Origin of the sequence: Caballeronia sp. DA-9 (genome assembly GCF_051615025.1) — a bacterium.
Classification (GTDB): domain Bacteria; phylum Pseudomonadota; class Gammaproteobacteria; order Burkholderiales; family Burkholderiaceae; genus Caballeronia; species Caballeronia sordidicola.
This window is the reverse complement of record NZ_CP195133.1, coordinates 1583747-1596939: the sequence shown is the minus strand read 5'-3', so window position 1 is coordinate 1596939 and position 13193 is coordinate 1583747. Positions and strand designations below refer to the sequence as shown.

Annotated in this window: 17 protein-coding genes, 2 tRNA genes and 2 pseudogenes; 11 read left to right on the top strand and 10 right to left on the bottom strand. The window is 58.8% G+C overall.

Annotated features, from left to right (window positions below; all coding sequences use genetic code 11):
* The first annotated feature begins 79 nt into the window (after nucleotides 1-79).
* Genes ACRWA7_RS23425 through ACRWA7_RS23410 form a run of 4 tightly spaced genes read left to right on the top strand, consistent with a single transcriptional unit; the run spans nucleotide 80 to nucleotide 2194 of the window.
* Nucleotides 80-571 carry a hypothetical protein gene (locus ACRWA7_RS23425; protein WP_438396387.1) on the top strand — a complete coding sequence of 164 codons (492 nt, stop codon included), beginning with the start codon at nucleotides 80-82 and terminating at the stop codon, nucleotides 569-571.
* A gap of 37 nt (nucleotides 572-608) precedes the next feature.
* Complete coding sequence (locus ACRWA7_RS23420) at nucleotides 609-917, top strand: hypothetical protein (RefSeq protein ID WP_438396385.1); 309 nt, start codon at nucleotides 609-611, stop codon at nucleotides 915-917.
* A gap of 54 nt (nucleotides 918-971) precedes the next feature.
* Nucleotides 972-1178, top strand: coding sequence for a DUF4224 domain-containing protein (locus ACRWA7_RS23415; RefSeq protein ID WP_438396383.1), 207 nt, complete (start codon nucleotides 972-974; stop codon nucleotides 1176-1178).
* Nucleotides 1175-2194 carry a tyrosine-type recombinase/integrase gene (locus ACRWA7_RS23410; RefSeq protein ID WP_438396382.1) on the top strand — a complete coding sequence of 340 codons (1020 nt, stop codon included), beginning with the start codon at nucleotides 1175-1177 and terminating at the stop codon, nucleotides 2192-2194. Before ACRWA7_RS23415 ends, ACRWA7_RS23410 begins: the two co-directional genes overlap by 4 nt.
* 96 nt (nucleotides 2195-2290) lie before the next feature.
* On the opposite strand, the gene ACRWA7_RS23405 is transcribed toward ACRWA7_RS23410, so the two are convergent.
* Together ACRWA7_RS23405 and dusA are read right to left on the bottom strand one after the other, a co-directional pair.
* A tRNA-His gene (locus ACRWA7_RS23405) sits at nucleotides 2291-2366 on the bottom strand.
* A gap of 90 nt (nucleotides 2367-2456) precedes the next feature.
* Complete coding sequence (gene dusA / locus ACRWA7_RS23400; protein WP_438396380.1) at nucleotides 2457-3458, bottom strand: tRNA dihydrouridine(20/20a) synthase DusA; 1002 nt, start codon at nucleotides 3456-3458, stop codon at nucleotides 2457-2459.
* 205 nt (nucleotides 3459-3663) lie between these two features.
* Between dusA and ACRWA7_RS23395 the strand changes: the two genes are divergently transcribed.
* A complete protein-coding gene (locus ACRWA7_RS23395) occupies nucleotides 3664-3933 on the top strand; it encodes a hypothetical protein (protein ID WP_438396379.1) in 270 nt (89 codons plus the stop codon).
* Between the two features lie 134 nt (nucleotides 3934-4067).
* A complete protein-coding gene (locus ACRWA7_RS23390; RefSeq protein WP_438396377.1) occupies nucleotides 4068-4493 on the top strand; it encodes a hypothetical protein in 426 nt (141 codons plus the stop codon).
* On the opposite strand, the gene ACRWA7_RS23385 is transcribed toward ACRWA7_RS23390, so the two are convergent.
* From ACRWA7_RS23385 to ACRWA7_RS23360, 6 genes are all read right to left on the bottom strand, one after another.
* Nucleotides 4490-5596, bottom strand: a complete 1107-nt coding sequence (locus ACRWA7_RS23385) for an enoyl-CoA hydratase/isomerase family protein (protein ID WP_438396376.1) — start codon at nucleotides 5594-5596, stop codon at nucleotides 4490-4492. The genes ACRWA7_RS23390 and ACRWA7_RS23385 overlap by 4 nt on opposite strands.
* A gap of 54 nt (nucleotides 5597-5650) precedes the next feature.
* Nucleotides 5651-6262: a TetR/AcrR family transcriptional regulator gene (locus tag ACRWA7_RS23380; protein ID WP_438396374.1), complete on the bottom strand. Its 612-nt coding sequence runs from the start codon at nucleotides 6260-6262 to the stop codon at nucleotides 5651-5653.
* A 52-nt stretch (nucleotides 6263-6314) separates the two neighbouring features.
* Nucleotides 6315-6599, bottom strand: a complete 285-nt coding sequence (locus ACRWA7_RS23375; protein ID WP_060857127.1) for a DUF1488 domain-containing protein — start codon at nucleotides 6597-6599, stop codon at nucleotides 6315-6317.
* Nucleotides 6600-6665: 66 nt separating this feature from the next.
* A complete protein-coding gene (locus ACRWA7_RS23370) occupies nucleotides 6666-7034 on the bottom strand; it encodes a hypothetical protein (RefSeq protein ID WP_438396373.1) in 369 nt (122 codons plus the stop codon).
* Complete coding sequence (locus tag ACRWA7_RS23365) at nucleotides 7034-7306, bottom strand: hypothetical protein (protein ID WP_438396372.1); 273 nt, start codon at nucleotides 7304-7306, stop codon at nucleotides 7034-7036. Before ACRWA7_RS23365 ends, ACRWA7_RS23370 begins: the two co-directional genes overlap by 1 nt.
* A 201-nt stretch (nucleotides 7307-7507) precedes the next feature.
* Nucleotides 7508-7642: a hypothetical protein gene (locus ACRWA7_RS23360; protein ID WP_438396370.1), complete on the bottom strand. Its 135-nt coding sequence runs from the start codon at nucleotides 7640-7642 to the stop codon at nucleotides 7508-7510.
* On the opposite strand from ACRWA7_RS23360, the gene ACRWA7_RS23355 reads away from it, so the two are divergent.
* Nucleotides 7627-7983 carry a hypothetical protein gene (locus ACRWA7_RS23355; protein WP_060857124.1) on the top strand — a complete coding sequence of 119 codons (357 nt, stop codon included), beginning with the start codon at nucleotides 7627-7629 and terminating at the stop codon, nucleotides 7981-7983. The two genes, ACRWA7_RS23360 and ACRWA7_RS23355, sit on opposite strands and share 16 nt — an antisense overlap.
* Before the next feature lie 26 nt (nucleotides 7984-8009).
* Here ACRWA7_RS23355 and ACRWA7_RS23350 read toward each other — a convergent pair whose 3' ends face one another.
* Together ACRWA7_RS23350 and ACRWA7_RS23345 are read right to left on the bottom strand one after the other, a co-directional pair.
* A complete protein-coding gene (locus tag ACRWA7_RS23350) occupies nucleotides 8010-8348 on the bottom strand; it encodes a DMT family transporter (RefSeq protein WP_060857123.1) in 339 nt (112 codons plus the stop codon).
* Nucleotides 8349-8351: 3 nt separating this feature from the next.
* Entirely contained in the window at nucleotides 8352-8855 is a 504-nt protein-coding gene (locus ACRWA7_RS23345; protein ID WP_438396369.1) for a heme-degrading domain-containing protein, read from the bottom strand.
* A 422-nt stretch (nucleotides 8856-9277) separates the two neighbouring features.
* On the opposite strand from ACRWA7_RS23345, the pseudogene ACRWA7_RS23340 reads away from it, so the two are divergent.
* From ACRWA7_RS23340 to ACRWA7_RS23325, 4 genes and pseudogenes are all read left to right on the top strand, one after another.
* Nucleotides 9278-9406 (top strand): annotated as a pseudogene (locus tag ACRWA7_RS23340) (ESPR domain-containing protein); the annotation flags it as partial.
* A 276-nt stretch (nucleotides 9407-9682) separates the two neighbouring features.
* Nucleotides 9683-12430 carry a YadA family autotransporter adhesin gene (locus ACRWA7_RS23335; protein ID WP_438396760.1) on the top strand — a complete coding sequence of 916 codons (2748 nt, stop codon included), beginning with the start codon at nucleotides 9683-9685 and terminating at the stop codon, nucleotides 12428-12430.
* 155 nt (nucleotides 12431-12585) lie between these two features.
* Nucleotides 12586-12662: transfer RNA gene (locus ACRWA7_RS23330), tRNA-Met, on the top strand.
* Nucleotides 12663-12876: 214 nt separating this feature from the next.
* Nucleotides 12877-13188 (top strand): annotated as a pseudogene (locus ACRWA7_RS23325) (DUF2946 domain-containing protein); the annotation flags it as partial.
* Nucleotides 13189-13193: the final 5 nt, after the last annotated feature.

Genomic DNA, 13193 nt, shown 5'->3' with positions numbered 1-13193 from the left:
TCCGCTTCAATGGCCGACAGGTCGAAAGCGAACAGAGAGCCATCGCCGATCACGCGCGCGATTTGAGTCAACGTTCGCCGTGGCGCGCGATGAACTGATAGCCGAAGTGCGGCGTCTTGGCGGCCGGAATCTCGTGATCTCCACGAACATTCCGCTGCGTCAGGACGGCTTGCCCTACGCCAGCTTTCGCAAGATCGAGGATGAAGGCGTCGCCGTCTACTTCACTTATGACGGCCAGCCGATGAGCTTCGCCTGTGACCGCTGGGACCGCGTCGAGCACAACATGCAAGCGATCGTGAAGACCATCGACGCGTTGCGCGGTATCGCACGCTGGGGCACTGGCGACATGATGAAGGCGGCCTTTACAGGATTCACCGCTCTTCCATCGCCGAGCGCCGTGCGCACGTGGCGCGAAATCTTGGGGCTTTATTCTGGCGAGCGGAACATGGAGATAGTCCGCGCGGCATACCGGCGACTGGCGAGCAGCGCACATCCGGACAAAGGCGGCACGCACGAGGCTATGACCGAACTTAATGCGGCTCTGGCTGAAGCTGAGAAAGAATTGAAGTAACGCACATACAAGCAGTCTTGGCGATTAGGGGGTTGGGATGAAAATGGTATTCGAAGGCGAGCGCGAGTTTGAAGCATGCCGCGCTGCTGAGGAATGGTGTGAGCGCCGGGGCATTGCCGTTGGGCGGCCAGAGCGCGGTGCGCCGCGCGGTTTGTTGGTCGGTTACTACGACATCGCAAAGTGGCGCAATCTCAGTGGCCCGGAGCGTCGCGAGCTTGACGGGACCATGACCGGCGACATGCGCAACGGCCCCGTCACGATCACGCTCAAAGGCGAACCGGATGATTACCTAAAGCTCACGCCGAGTCAGTATGCGCACTATTGCGGTAGGGCGGCCGACGAATGACGCAGCACATAACCGAACTGCTACGAATCGCAGCTATTTATCTTGGGGTGAAGCATGAAATCCGGCGTGATGACAGTTCAAGATCTGATTGATCTGACGGGCGGCCTGAAGCAAGGCGCCGCGCAGATCCGCTGGATCGAAACGAACCTCGGCATTAAATGCCCGCGCAAGATCGACGGCCATCCGCTGTTGACGTGGGAGCAGTATCACAAGCCCGAAGAGGCACGCCGCAAGGCCAATATCAATTGGGAACCAGCATGAAGCACCGGGACGGCTTATTGCCTCGCATGGAGGCAATCAAGCGGAAGAAGGGAATCAGCTATCGGTATCACCCTGTAGGCGGCAAGCCGATCAGCCTGGGGATGGACAAGACCGTTGCTGTGCGCAAGGTGCTGGACATGATCGGCGTGAGCGGCGACCTTGGCACAATCGGGAAGCTGTGGGAGCAGTTTCAAGAAACGAGCCAGTGGAAGCGATACGCCGCCGACACGCGGACCGATTACACGCAGTGCAGCCTCATGCTGCTCAAGTTCTTCAAAAACGCCAGGGCGGCCGACATTGAGGCGCCAGACATTGCGCGCTACCTGCGCAAGGCTCGCGCCGACGCGCCGGTTCGCGCCAACCGCGAGGTCGCGCTGCTATCGAACCTGATCGGCCTGGCGATCGAGCGCGGCGAGGCGAAACACAACCCATGTCGCGAAGTTCGCCGGAATGAGGAACAGCCGCGCAGCGAAGCGCCTGACCCGAAAGAATTCGAGGCGTTTTCGGTTTGGCTGTCAGCCAAGGGCGGCCAGAAGGCAGTCATCGGCATGGCGGCAGAATACGCAGCGGTGGCGGGCAATCGGAAGGTGGAGTTCCTCGACCTCGCATGGCCGCAGATCGACCGAGCCGAAGCAACGATACGAATTAAGCGCGCGAAGCAGCGCGGCAAGAAACGTGGCGAAGTGATTGAGCAAATCGAAATCACGCCGCGGCTTGCCGAGTTGCTGGACCGATTGCAAGTTTTACGAACCGAGAAGGATTGCTTATACGTTTTTCGCAACCGATTCGGCAACGCGTACACCAGCAGCGGGTTCAAAGCGAGTTGGGGAAAGCTGATGAACGAGGCGCTGGAGCAGAAGGTAATCAGCCGGCGCTTCACGTTCCACGATTTGCGCGCGTACTACGTCACGCAGCACAAATCGGAGCGCGGCACCCTCCCCGATTTGCACGCGAATCCAGCGACCACCGCGCGGATTTACGACCGAAACAAGACGGTCAATCGCAAGGGACTGTGACGAGAAAATTCCATTTTGTGGAATTTCAATGAAAAACGGACACTGTGAATATCACCAGTGTCCGCTTGTAAATGCTTGCTGCGTATAACAATTCTTTGGGGTGGCTGATGGGGCTCGAACCCACGACAACAGGAATCACAATCCTGGACTCTACCAACTGAGCTACAGCCACCACTGACTTACTTCTTCTCTACCGCAACAAAACCTGCTTGCTGAATCGAGAAACGAGATTATACGAACAAAGATTCGGTTTGCCTAGTCCTTATTCGACCATTTCGATCGATTCACGTAGATGCGTGCGCGCTTCGTCGAAAATGGCCAGATCGCCGGTGGCAAGTCTGCGGCTATCCGACAACACACGACGCCAGCCACGCGCACCCGCCACACCGCGATACAAGCCGAGCGCGTGGCGCGTGATACCGCCGAGATAGGTTCCGCGCGCCACTTCCTCGCGCGCATATTCGATCAATCCGGCCTCGATCTCTTCCCGGGAAAGAACGGTTGTAGACGCCCCGTAAAAACGCGCATCCACACCCGCCAGCACGTATGGATTGTGATAAGCCTCGCGGCCGAGCATGACGCCATCGACGTGCTTGAGATGTTCTTCCACCTCATCGAGCGTCTTGATGCCACCGTTAATCGATATTTCCAGATGCGGAAAATCGCGCTTCAACTGATACGCGTACTCGTACTTCAACGGTGGAATCTCGCGGTTTTCTTTCGGGCTCAAGCCCTTCAAAATCGCGTTGCGTGCGTGGACGATAAACACTTCACAACCGGCATCGGCCACGGTACCGACGAAGTCACGCACGAACGCGTAGTCTTCTACGGCATCCACGCCGATCCGATGTTTCACCGTGACTGGAATCTGTACAGCGTCGCGCATCGCCTTCACGCAATCGGCGACAAGTTGCGGTTCATTCATCAGGCACGCGCCGAACGCACCGCGCTGGACGCGCTCGGAAGGACAACCGCAGTTCAGGTTGATCTCGTCGTAGCCCCATTGCTCGCCGAGCTTCGCGCTATGGGCGAGGTCGGCCGGTTCGCTGCCGCCCAGCTGCAAGGCGACGGGCGCTTCGCCGGGCGTGAACGCGAGATGCCGCGCAACGTCGCCGTGCAGCAAGGCACCGGTCGTGACCATCTCGGTGTAAAGCCACGCGTGGCGGGAAATCATGCGATGGAGCGAACGGCAATGCCTGTCCGTCCAATCCATCATCGGGGCCACCGAAACCCGGCGCGGGCTGAATTTTGATGCTGTCGACATGAAAACTGCTGCATTCGGGATGTGAGGCGCGATATTTGCGCCGAATGCGTAATTTTACCGTAACACCCGGAATGCGACTGAGAACTGCAGCGCGGTATGTTCCATCGACAAATACCTCGAATCTTCTGCGGTCGGTGCTGTCACAAAAGCAAATGGAAGCGCTCTGCACAGCACGTTCGGCATGCACGCCGCCCCGGAGATACCTATGAATTCCAGTATCCTTAGAAAATCATCTGGCGCTGCGTTGGTTGCGGCAACACTTCTCGCCGGCGCTACCTGTGTGCAAGCTCAGAGCGCAAAACCCGCCGACTCCGCGTCCATGGTCAAGCCGCCACCTGCCACGTCCGACGCTCCAGGCGCAGGCGGGGCGCGCCCCAGCAACCCGGACAACATGCCGACCAAGCGCCCGGCGTTGCCCGCCAATAGCGACCGGATGCTGCACAACAATCCGGCCAGCGACGCCATCGCAAAGTAGCGACAAACACCGTCGCGTTGCATCTGCGGCAAAGCCGCCGCTGATTGCACCATAACGCGGCATGCCCGCCCCTATAATGACGCCACTCCAAAAAATCGGCGCGGCCGCGGCTCGCGTCCCAAGCGGTGTTTTTAATGCAAAAAGTCATTTTGCCGTTCGTCGCGGGCTTTCTCGCCGCCCTGTTCTTTCGTGAATCGACAATTGCGCTATTGCATGCGGCTGGCGTAATCGATGCCGCCGGTTATTCCACGGCCCCGTTTTTGCCGCTGGGCATTCCGGAATTCATCGTGGCGGCATTGTGGAGCGGATCTTTCGGCATTCTGATGGCGTGGCTGCTGCGTGTTGCGCCAGACCGCTCCGCACCGTGGATCGGCGCGCTGGTGTTCGGCGGGATCGTGCTTACTGCGGCGAGCGTGTTCGTGCTCGATCCGGTGCGCGGCATCTGGCCAAGCGGCAACATGCTGCCGCGCCTCGCGCTCGGATTTGCGTCGAATGCAATGTGGGGCTGGGGCGCGCTCGTCTTCATGCGCGCCTTCACGGCCGGCAGCGACGCGGATTAATCCGCAAGATGGCCAAGCGGATGCCCCACTTCGGCCCAGGGGCTCTCGAACATCCGCAGCACCGCCTCGGGCGTTACGTGTTCCACGTGCGTCACCTTCCACTTCGGCTGATTGTCCTTGTCGACAATGCGCGCCCGGATGCCTTCCATCACGTCGCCATGATGAAACGTCGCACGCGTGAGCCCGAGGTCGCGCCGAAGCGTCTCGGCCATGGTCGACGTTTTTGCCCGATCGATCAATTCCAGCGATACATCGATGGACAGCGGCGAGCGCTCGCGCAACTCGGCCGCCACATGCGCCGCCCATTCGTGCTCGGCGCCGCTTGTGGCGCTCTCGAGCGACTTCAGACACGCCGCGCCGTTGCCCGATGCAAAATGCTTGTCGATATACGCGCGATTGCGCGCAAGCTCACTTTCCCCGCCTGCGTCAGGCCGCCCTTCTCCCTCGATAAACCGTACGACCTCCCCGCCCGACGCGAAACTCTGCTGCTTGAGCGTATCGACTAGCGCGGCGAGCGCATCTTCGTCCATGTAGACATCGGCGAGATGGGCGTAGAGGGCATCCGCTGCGTCGATGGTCGCGCCCGTCGCCGCGAGATAACGCCCAATTGCGCCAGGCGTGCGTGCGAGAAACCAGCTCACGCCAACATCCGGAAACAAGCCGATACGCGTCTCCGGCATCGCCATCCTGGTCGAGCCCGTCACCACGCGCAGACCGCCCGTATGGCGCGCGCCTTGTGAAATGCCCATTCCGCCGCCCATTACCACGCCGTTGAGCAACGCGATATACGGCTTCGGATACGTAAAGATCGCGTGATTCAATTGGTATTCATCGGTGAAAAATTCATCGATGGCTTCGCGCTCGCCGGCCTTCGCCGACTGATACAGAAACCGGACATCGCCACCCGCGCAAAACGCTCTGCCATGCCGACTATAAATAACCACGGCGTGCACCGATTCGTCGTCGCGCCAGGCGTCAAGCGCGCCATGAATGGCATGGATCATCGGCGTGGAAAGCGCGTTGAGCGCCTTCGGCCGGTCCAGCGCAATAAAACCAATGCCCCGCGCGCGTTCAATATGTATTTCGTCGATGGTCTCGTTCATGTGCAATACGGGTTCGATGATTTCAAAGGGAACTGGAAAGTATGGCCACAGGGGTCAAACGGCGCGTGAGCCTGATGACCGCACCGGCTTTTTTCCGACGCCAGACAGACAAAGTTCAAGCGTTGAATCAATAAGCGCGTCAGTCGGCGTGGAAAGATATTTCGCCGCAGTCAAACTCAGCGACACAATGCCATGCAATGCCGTCCACAAGGTTTCAGCGGCAGCCGGCGACAGATTGAACGGCGCAAGCGCCTTCGCGAAAACCGAAAGCGGCGTTTCAGCGGATATTGCCGTGTCGCCGAATATCGCCACGGTGTAAGCGCAATTCTGCATGAAAATCAGCCGGTACACTGCCGGATGCGTACGCCCAAATTCAACATAACCATGCGCCATCGACTTCACGCGGTCCAGCTCGTCGGCAATCGAGTCGCAGGAATGCAGCGCGGCGAGCAACCTGGCATAACCCTCTGCACCAAGCGCGTGAGCAATCGCATCGCGTCCAGCAAAATGCAGATAAAGCGAAGCGGGCGAATAGCCGACAACCTCCGCGAGTTTGCGCATGGAGAGCGCGTCAAAACCCTGGCGCACTACGATTGCGCGAGCGGCGTCAAGGATATGGCTGCGAAGCAGCGGTTGATCGGACGAATGTGGTTTTTGACTGGCCATCAGCGCATTTTCCGCCAGGTGACCGTCAAGTCAATTGAAACCTGAACGCTGTTTAGTACGAAACGGCGCCCGGAGGAAAATGACCGCTTTTCAAAAGCACGGGCGCACCTCGCGTAACCGATAAGTGTTCCCGCGCCACCGCTTCGATTTTCGGACGAGCGGCATGGAATGCGCGAATCCAGCCGTTGCTATCGCAACTCTCCACGCCGAAATGATCCTCCAGTGCTTCAACCGAGATCGCGCACGGCACGCGCTCGCCGTCGACCAATGCAGGAAAGACCACGGTGAGATTCGCATCGCGATACGCGGGCGCGTCTGCCGGAAACTGGATGTTCATGATTGCCTCGGACGCAAAAAACAGAAGAACTTTGACATGAATCGCAGCGGACGGCTTCGGCTGGCCCTATGCCGTATTCATGCAATCGCGAACCATCTCGGCCGGCACATCGACAATCTTCAGCGAGACCGCATCACGATCGGCGTAGTCGAACTTCAGATGCCGGCTCATGTCCCTCACGTGCTCGCAAAACCGCTGTTGGGCGGGCTCGCTCGCGAGATCGAAAAGGCTCAGCGCGTCGGCTTCAAAGCGGTAGTGCACGCCCCAGGCGATATTGCCCGGCTGCCCGGCCGTGCCGCTCGTACGCCAGCTCACAAAAAGGCAGGGCTTCGCGTCCGTGCCAATCTCGCTGATATCCGCGCCGCTCGGAAACAGGTCGAGCAGCGCATCGGCCACGCAGCGCATCGCCGGGTGACGGATGTTGAGCGTGCGCATCAGGTATTTTGCAACAATCTGTCGATGTAGGCGCGCGCTGCATCTTCGACCTGGCTGAGTGCCTCGTCTTCTGTCGCAAAGCGTTGTTTCCCGCCCAGATCGACCATGGTTTCGAACCGGTGCACGTTGTCCGGGCCGCCCTGCGCGACATTGACGGTGCCGACATAAATGGGCAGCGCCGGTTGATTATCACTTTGTCCGGGCGCGGGCGTAAGACGTGCAGCCGCACTGATGTAATACCCGCGATACGGGCCTGTAACGCGTTCTGCCATGGTTGTCCTCTCGTAGTTTTATGGAACGTTTATTCGATGTACATGGACCGTAAGGTCTGCCAACCCGCAATTAGTTCGTGTTCGTTGCATCCGGTTGCATTTTCTTCCGGTATTGCGCGAACGTTGGGGACGATAAAACGATCAATTGATTACCGGCGCTAAAAGCCTGTCAACGATTACCGCAAGGCCCGCGCCAGCCATTCAGGCGTTGTTGATGTGCATCAAGAACAGTGCTTTTTCCAGCGGCTGTGCGCTTGTGGGAAAATGCGGCACGAACATGCCCGGAGCACAATCCGGTGCTTGGCAACCAAAGGAAGAGAATGAAGCAATTTGCATGGCGCATGCCGCCCGACAAATCCATTGTTCGCGCGCTGCAGAGCGTGGGCGCGGCACTTTCGACCGCGTGCCTGTTGAGTCTTGGCGGCTGTGCATCGTCCAACGATGCTTCGCTGATCCATCTGCCCGACGGCCAGTCCGGCTACGCGATCAACTGCAGCGGCGCCGACGCCAGCACCACGTGGGCAAGCTGCTACGTCATGGCCGGCGACAAGTGCGGTGCGACCGGCTACACGATCGTATCGAAGGACAACGAGGAAGGCGGTCCAACGGGCGGCGGCATTACGAACGTGATATCGGCAAATGTAAAAAATCGGTCGATGGTCGTTCGCTGCAATTGAATCCCGGCGTCCGCCGCCAGCAATCGCTAATGCGGACTGACCTTTGAAAACACGTTCAACACGATCACGCCCGCCACGATCAGGCTCATGCCGAGCACGGCGGGCAGATCGGGGATCTGCTTGAACAGGAGCGCTGCAACCAGCGTGATCAGCACGATGCCCGCCCCTGACCAGACGGCGTACACAATGCCGACCGGCAGTGACTTGAGCGTGAGCGAGAGCAAGTAGAACGAGATGCCGTAGCCGATCACCACGATCACAGCCGGCACCAGCCGCGAGAAGCCCTCCGACGCCCGCAAGGCCGATGTCGCCACGACCTCGGCAACAATCGCGATGGCGAGCAGCGCGTATGCGGAAGTTCGCATCGCTTACACCTTGTCCGATGCAAGCGCGAGCGTGCCTGCATCGTGCCCGAGCACGGCGCATAACGCTTCGACCACGAACTCATGATCCTTTCGTTGCGGCAAGCCCGACACCGTCACTACGCCTATCACGCCTGCGCCTTGCACAGTCAGTGGAAACGCACCGCCGTGGGAAGCGAATTCAGCGGCGGGGAGTGAGTATTTATCGGCGAGTGTTGCGGATGCCTGTTGAAGCCCCAGGCCAATTGCATACGAACTCACGCGAAAATGCTCGACCGTGCGCGCCTTGCGCTGCGCCCAGCGGACGTTGTCGGGTGTGGCGCCATCGAGTGCGCAAAAAAACAGCGGCTGCCCGAAGGTGCGTACGTCGATCACCATTGCCAAGCCTCGCGCCACCGCCATCTCGCGAAGTTGAGAGCCAAGCTGCCATGCGCGGTTGAAATCGAAGTGCAGAAAGACGAGGGTTTTTTCCTGGTGCGCGATGGTTTGCAGGTCTTTAAGAATATCCATAGACGATGTTTCCGTATGCAAGTGTGAATAGAACGAGTCGAATGCATAAATTGTGACACGACTTCAATAGCAGGCTTGTGTATGTACGTCATTCAAATGCACGTCGACGACGAGTACATCATTTGACCAATCAGTTTTGAAGATTCAGCCAATACCTCAATAGCTCTTAATTTTCTTTGAGTTAATCGATATATCTGGTTAATGCTGCATGCCAACGTGTTGTTTAAATTGCACCGCCTGCTGAATTAGGACAATACTCATTCGAGCATTTCGTCCGGCTCAGTAGAGTTCAAAGCTTTGTCCACAAAGCCATTGGCGGGTCCATTCGGACTCGATACCGGCGCTGATCCCGACACGCAACGAACGATTTCGTTTGCGTGCTCGTGTCTTGGACACGGATCAACTCTACGCAGGAATGCAAAATGAACAAGGTTTATAAGTCCGTCTGGAACGAATCGATTGGCGCTTGGGTGGCGGCTTCGGAAAATAGTCCAGCTCGCGGCAAGTCCTCAGCGAAAAAATTGGCGGTAAAGGTCGCGTCCGCTTCGGCCGCCTTGGGAGCAACTGTGGGGATGCTGTCGCCAATCAGCGTCCTGGCACAAAACGCGCCCTATCTGGGTAGTGAGGACAATGGTGTCGACACCTGTTCAAGAGCTGGATCCAACATGCAACCCTGTGAAGCCTGGAGTTCAGGCTTCACAGCTGTTTCTGGAAGCCGTCTCGCCTACCTCACCTCTCTTAACGGAACAAGTGAAGGCGGCGTTTGGGCTGGAAACTTGTCGTCCGGTTTGTTTTACGGCAGCGGACCGGGAGGAACGAACGGAGTCGTGATCGACGCTTCCGGCACTACAGTATCGGGCACTGATCTGACACTGCGCTCGACGAATGGCGTCAACGTATCGTCGGGAAAAATCATCAACGTCGCAGCAGGCACGTCGAGTACCGACGCTGTCAATCTGGGGCAATTGTCTCCGCTTGTCACGGCGCTCGGAGGCAAGGCTGCCTTGGATAGCAAGGGCGCAATGACCGCACCGAGCTACACCATCGGCGCAAAAAGTTACGACAACGTAGGCGACGCCTTGACTGCTCTTTCCGCTGCGTCCGGAACGAATAAGTACTTCCACGTCAACTCGACACTGGAAGATTCGACCGCCGTGGGAACGGAGTCAGTCGCAATCGGCGGTGAGGCAGCGGCAAACAGCAACGGCGACATTTCGATCGGCTCCTATTCAAGCGCGACGGGAAGCAGTGATTCATCTGGATCGGCGATCGCTATCGGGACGCACGCCGAGGCTAGCTCCATGCAAACACTGGCGCTCGGCACCTCTGCAACGGCCGCGTCAAACGGCGATGTCGCGATCGGAACACTCGCGCAGGCCACAGGTACCGGAGCTTACGGTTCAGCAACAGCCGTAGGCTTCAGCACTATTGCAGACGGCAAACTGGCTTCTGCGCTGGGCTATCGTGCGACAGCGACGGGTGCTAACTCAGTCGCACTGGGTGCCAACTCGGTAGCCGATCTGGATAACACCGTTTCGGTCGGCAGTTCCACCAAGCAAAGAAGGATCGTCAACGTTGCAGCCGGTACCCAAGCGTACGACGCAGTCAACGTGACGCAGCTTCAGAGCGTGACCGCCCTGCTTGGCGGAGGAGCGAAAGTGAACGCCGATGGCACGGTTCAGGCGCCGACCTATACCGTTGCAGGCGCACAGGCCGGGACCGTAGGCGATGCAATTTCCAAGATCGATTCGGAACTTTCCAACAAGGTCGCGTATGACACGGCCGACAAGTCGCAGGTTACGCTCGGTGGCGTCGGTGCCGCAAATCCAACCAAACTGACGAACCTGAAAATTGGCGACCTCAGTTCGACCAGCACGGACGCCATCAACGGCTCGCAGTTGTATTCGACCAATCAGCGCGTAGGCTCGCTCGAAACGTTCGAGACGAACATCAACAACGGCGGCGGCATCAAGTACTTCCACGCGAACTCGACGCTTGCAGATTCATCGGCGACAGGCACGGATTCGGTGGCCATCGGCGGCGCGGCGTTGTCCTCGGGCAAGAACTCGGTCGCACTCGGTTCTAACTCGGTGGCGGATCGCGATAATACGGTTTCAGTCGGCGCAGCGGGCAAAGAGCGCCAGATCACCAACGTGGCAGCGGGTACGGCTTCGACAGATGCAGTCAATCTGGGTCAATTGACGGCTGTCTCGAATAACGTCGACACGCTCGGCAGCTTCGCGGTCAAGTACGACACGGACGCAAACGGTGCGCCGGACTACCAGAAGATCACGCTTGGCGGCGCAGGCGCCACGAAGCCTACGCTATTGACCAACGTCAAGGCCGGTGGACTGAACGCGGACAGTACCGACGCCGTGAACGGTTCGCAGTTATTCGCCACGAACACGAACGTCGCGGCACTGCAGGATTTTACGAACAACATCAGCAATGGCGGCGGCATCAAGTACTTCCACTCCAATTCGACGCTTGCCGATTCATCGGCTACCGGTGCGAATTCAGTGGCGATTGGCGGCGCGGCTGTTTCCTCGGGCAAGAACTCGGTTGCGCTCGGCTCTAACTCGGTGGCGGATCGCGACAACTCGGTGTCGGTCGGCGCAGCGGGCGGCGAGCGTCAGATCACCAACGTGGCAGCGGGCACCGCTTCCACCGATGCCGCCAACGTCGGCCAGCTCAACGCGGTATCGAACAGCGTGACGGCGCTTGGCGCCAGCGCAATCAAGTACGACACCAGCGCCGATGGCACGCCCGACTACGCCAATGCAACGCTTGGCAATGGCAATGCATCGGGTACGGCCTTGCATAACGTCGCAGCGGGCACAAGCAGCATGGACGCCGTGAACCTCGGGCAGATCAACGACATGATCGGCCAGGTCACCAACCTCGCCAACGGCGCGTACAACCCGATGTTCACAGCAGACGGCAGCCGTGACACGGAAGCGGCGACATCGAGCGGCACGTACTCGGTGGCATCGGGCGCGAAGGCCGTGGCCTCGGGCGCGAACTCGGTCGCTTCCGGCGTTTCGTCGGTGGCGAGCGGTGCGAATGCCGTCGCTGTGGGCGCGAATTCTTCGGCTACGGCGAAGAATTCGGTAGCGCTCGGCGCGGGTTCGGTAGCAGATCGTGCTAATTCCGTATCAGTAGGAACCACAGCAGCAGGCGGACAACGTCAGATCACGAACGTCGAAGCCGGTACGGAAGGCACGGATGCGGTCAACGTGAACCAGATGCAGCAGTCCGTGAACACGGGTGTGAAGTCCGCGAAAGGCTACACGGACGCGCTTCGCTCCGACATGAACAGCGGCCTGTCGCTCGCGAACAACCACATCAACAGCGTTGGCGCGATGAGCAGCGCGATGGCAATGATGGCGGGCAGCGCGGCAGCAATCGCCGACAAGGACAATCGTTTTGCTGCGGGCACGGGTGTGTATCGTGACAAGGCTGCAATCGCGATCGGCTTCCAGAAGCGCTTTGGAACCAACATGGTCCTGACAATCGGCGGTTCGACGACCGGCGAAGAAACCACGGGCGGCGCAGGTTTCGCGTTCGGCTTCTAAGCGACGATCAAGCGTTCTTGACGCATGCTGCCTGATGCGGCTGCATGCCTCTTCCACGAGATATGCGGCCGTTTTTTTTTGCTTATCAGCTTCATCAGCCGGACCAACATGACAAACATGTTGCACTGCGGTGCCCGTTGTCTTATAATCTTTTTCGCGGGGTGGAGCAGTCTGGCAGCTCGTCGGGCTCATAACCCGAAGGTCATAGGTTCAAATCCTATCCCCGCAACCAAGAATGCCAAACGTCAAAAGCCCGGTTCTCCGGGCTTTTGACGTTTCTGGGTCTGTGATCGTGCTGAGCCTGTCTGGTCCATCAATTAAAAATTGTTGAGTACGCAAATGCGTGCCGCAATCGGTCGCATCTAAGGCGGCACAACCGCACAAGTTCCCTGCTCCGCGCGTGGCATAATCAACAGCTCATTGCTTTAGAAGCCATAGCCAGCCTCATGCGCCGTCGTCTCGTCCGCAAGTTCGGCAGCCTTGTTGGAATGTTCGTCATTCTGATGACGGCTCTCGCGCCGGCCGTATCGCAAGCACTTGCTTCAGGCGCTCGCGCTAACGCCATTCTAAGCGGTCACTGTTCCGCAGTACCGCACACGCAGACACGCACTCACGATCAAACGCCTTCGCAGCACTCGGCCGCAGGTCATTGGGACGCGTGCGGATACTGCAATTTCGCCGCGCACTCGCCCGCAGCGCCCTCTTCACTTAATGCGCTTCCAGCGCTTGTCATTGCCGCGACTTCGCCGGGCACTGCTCCGGC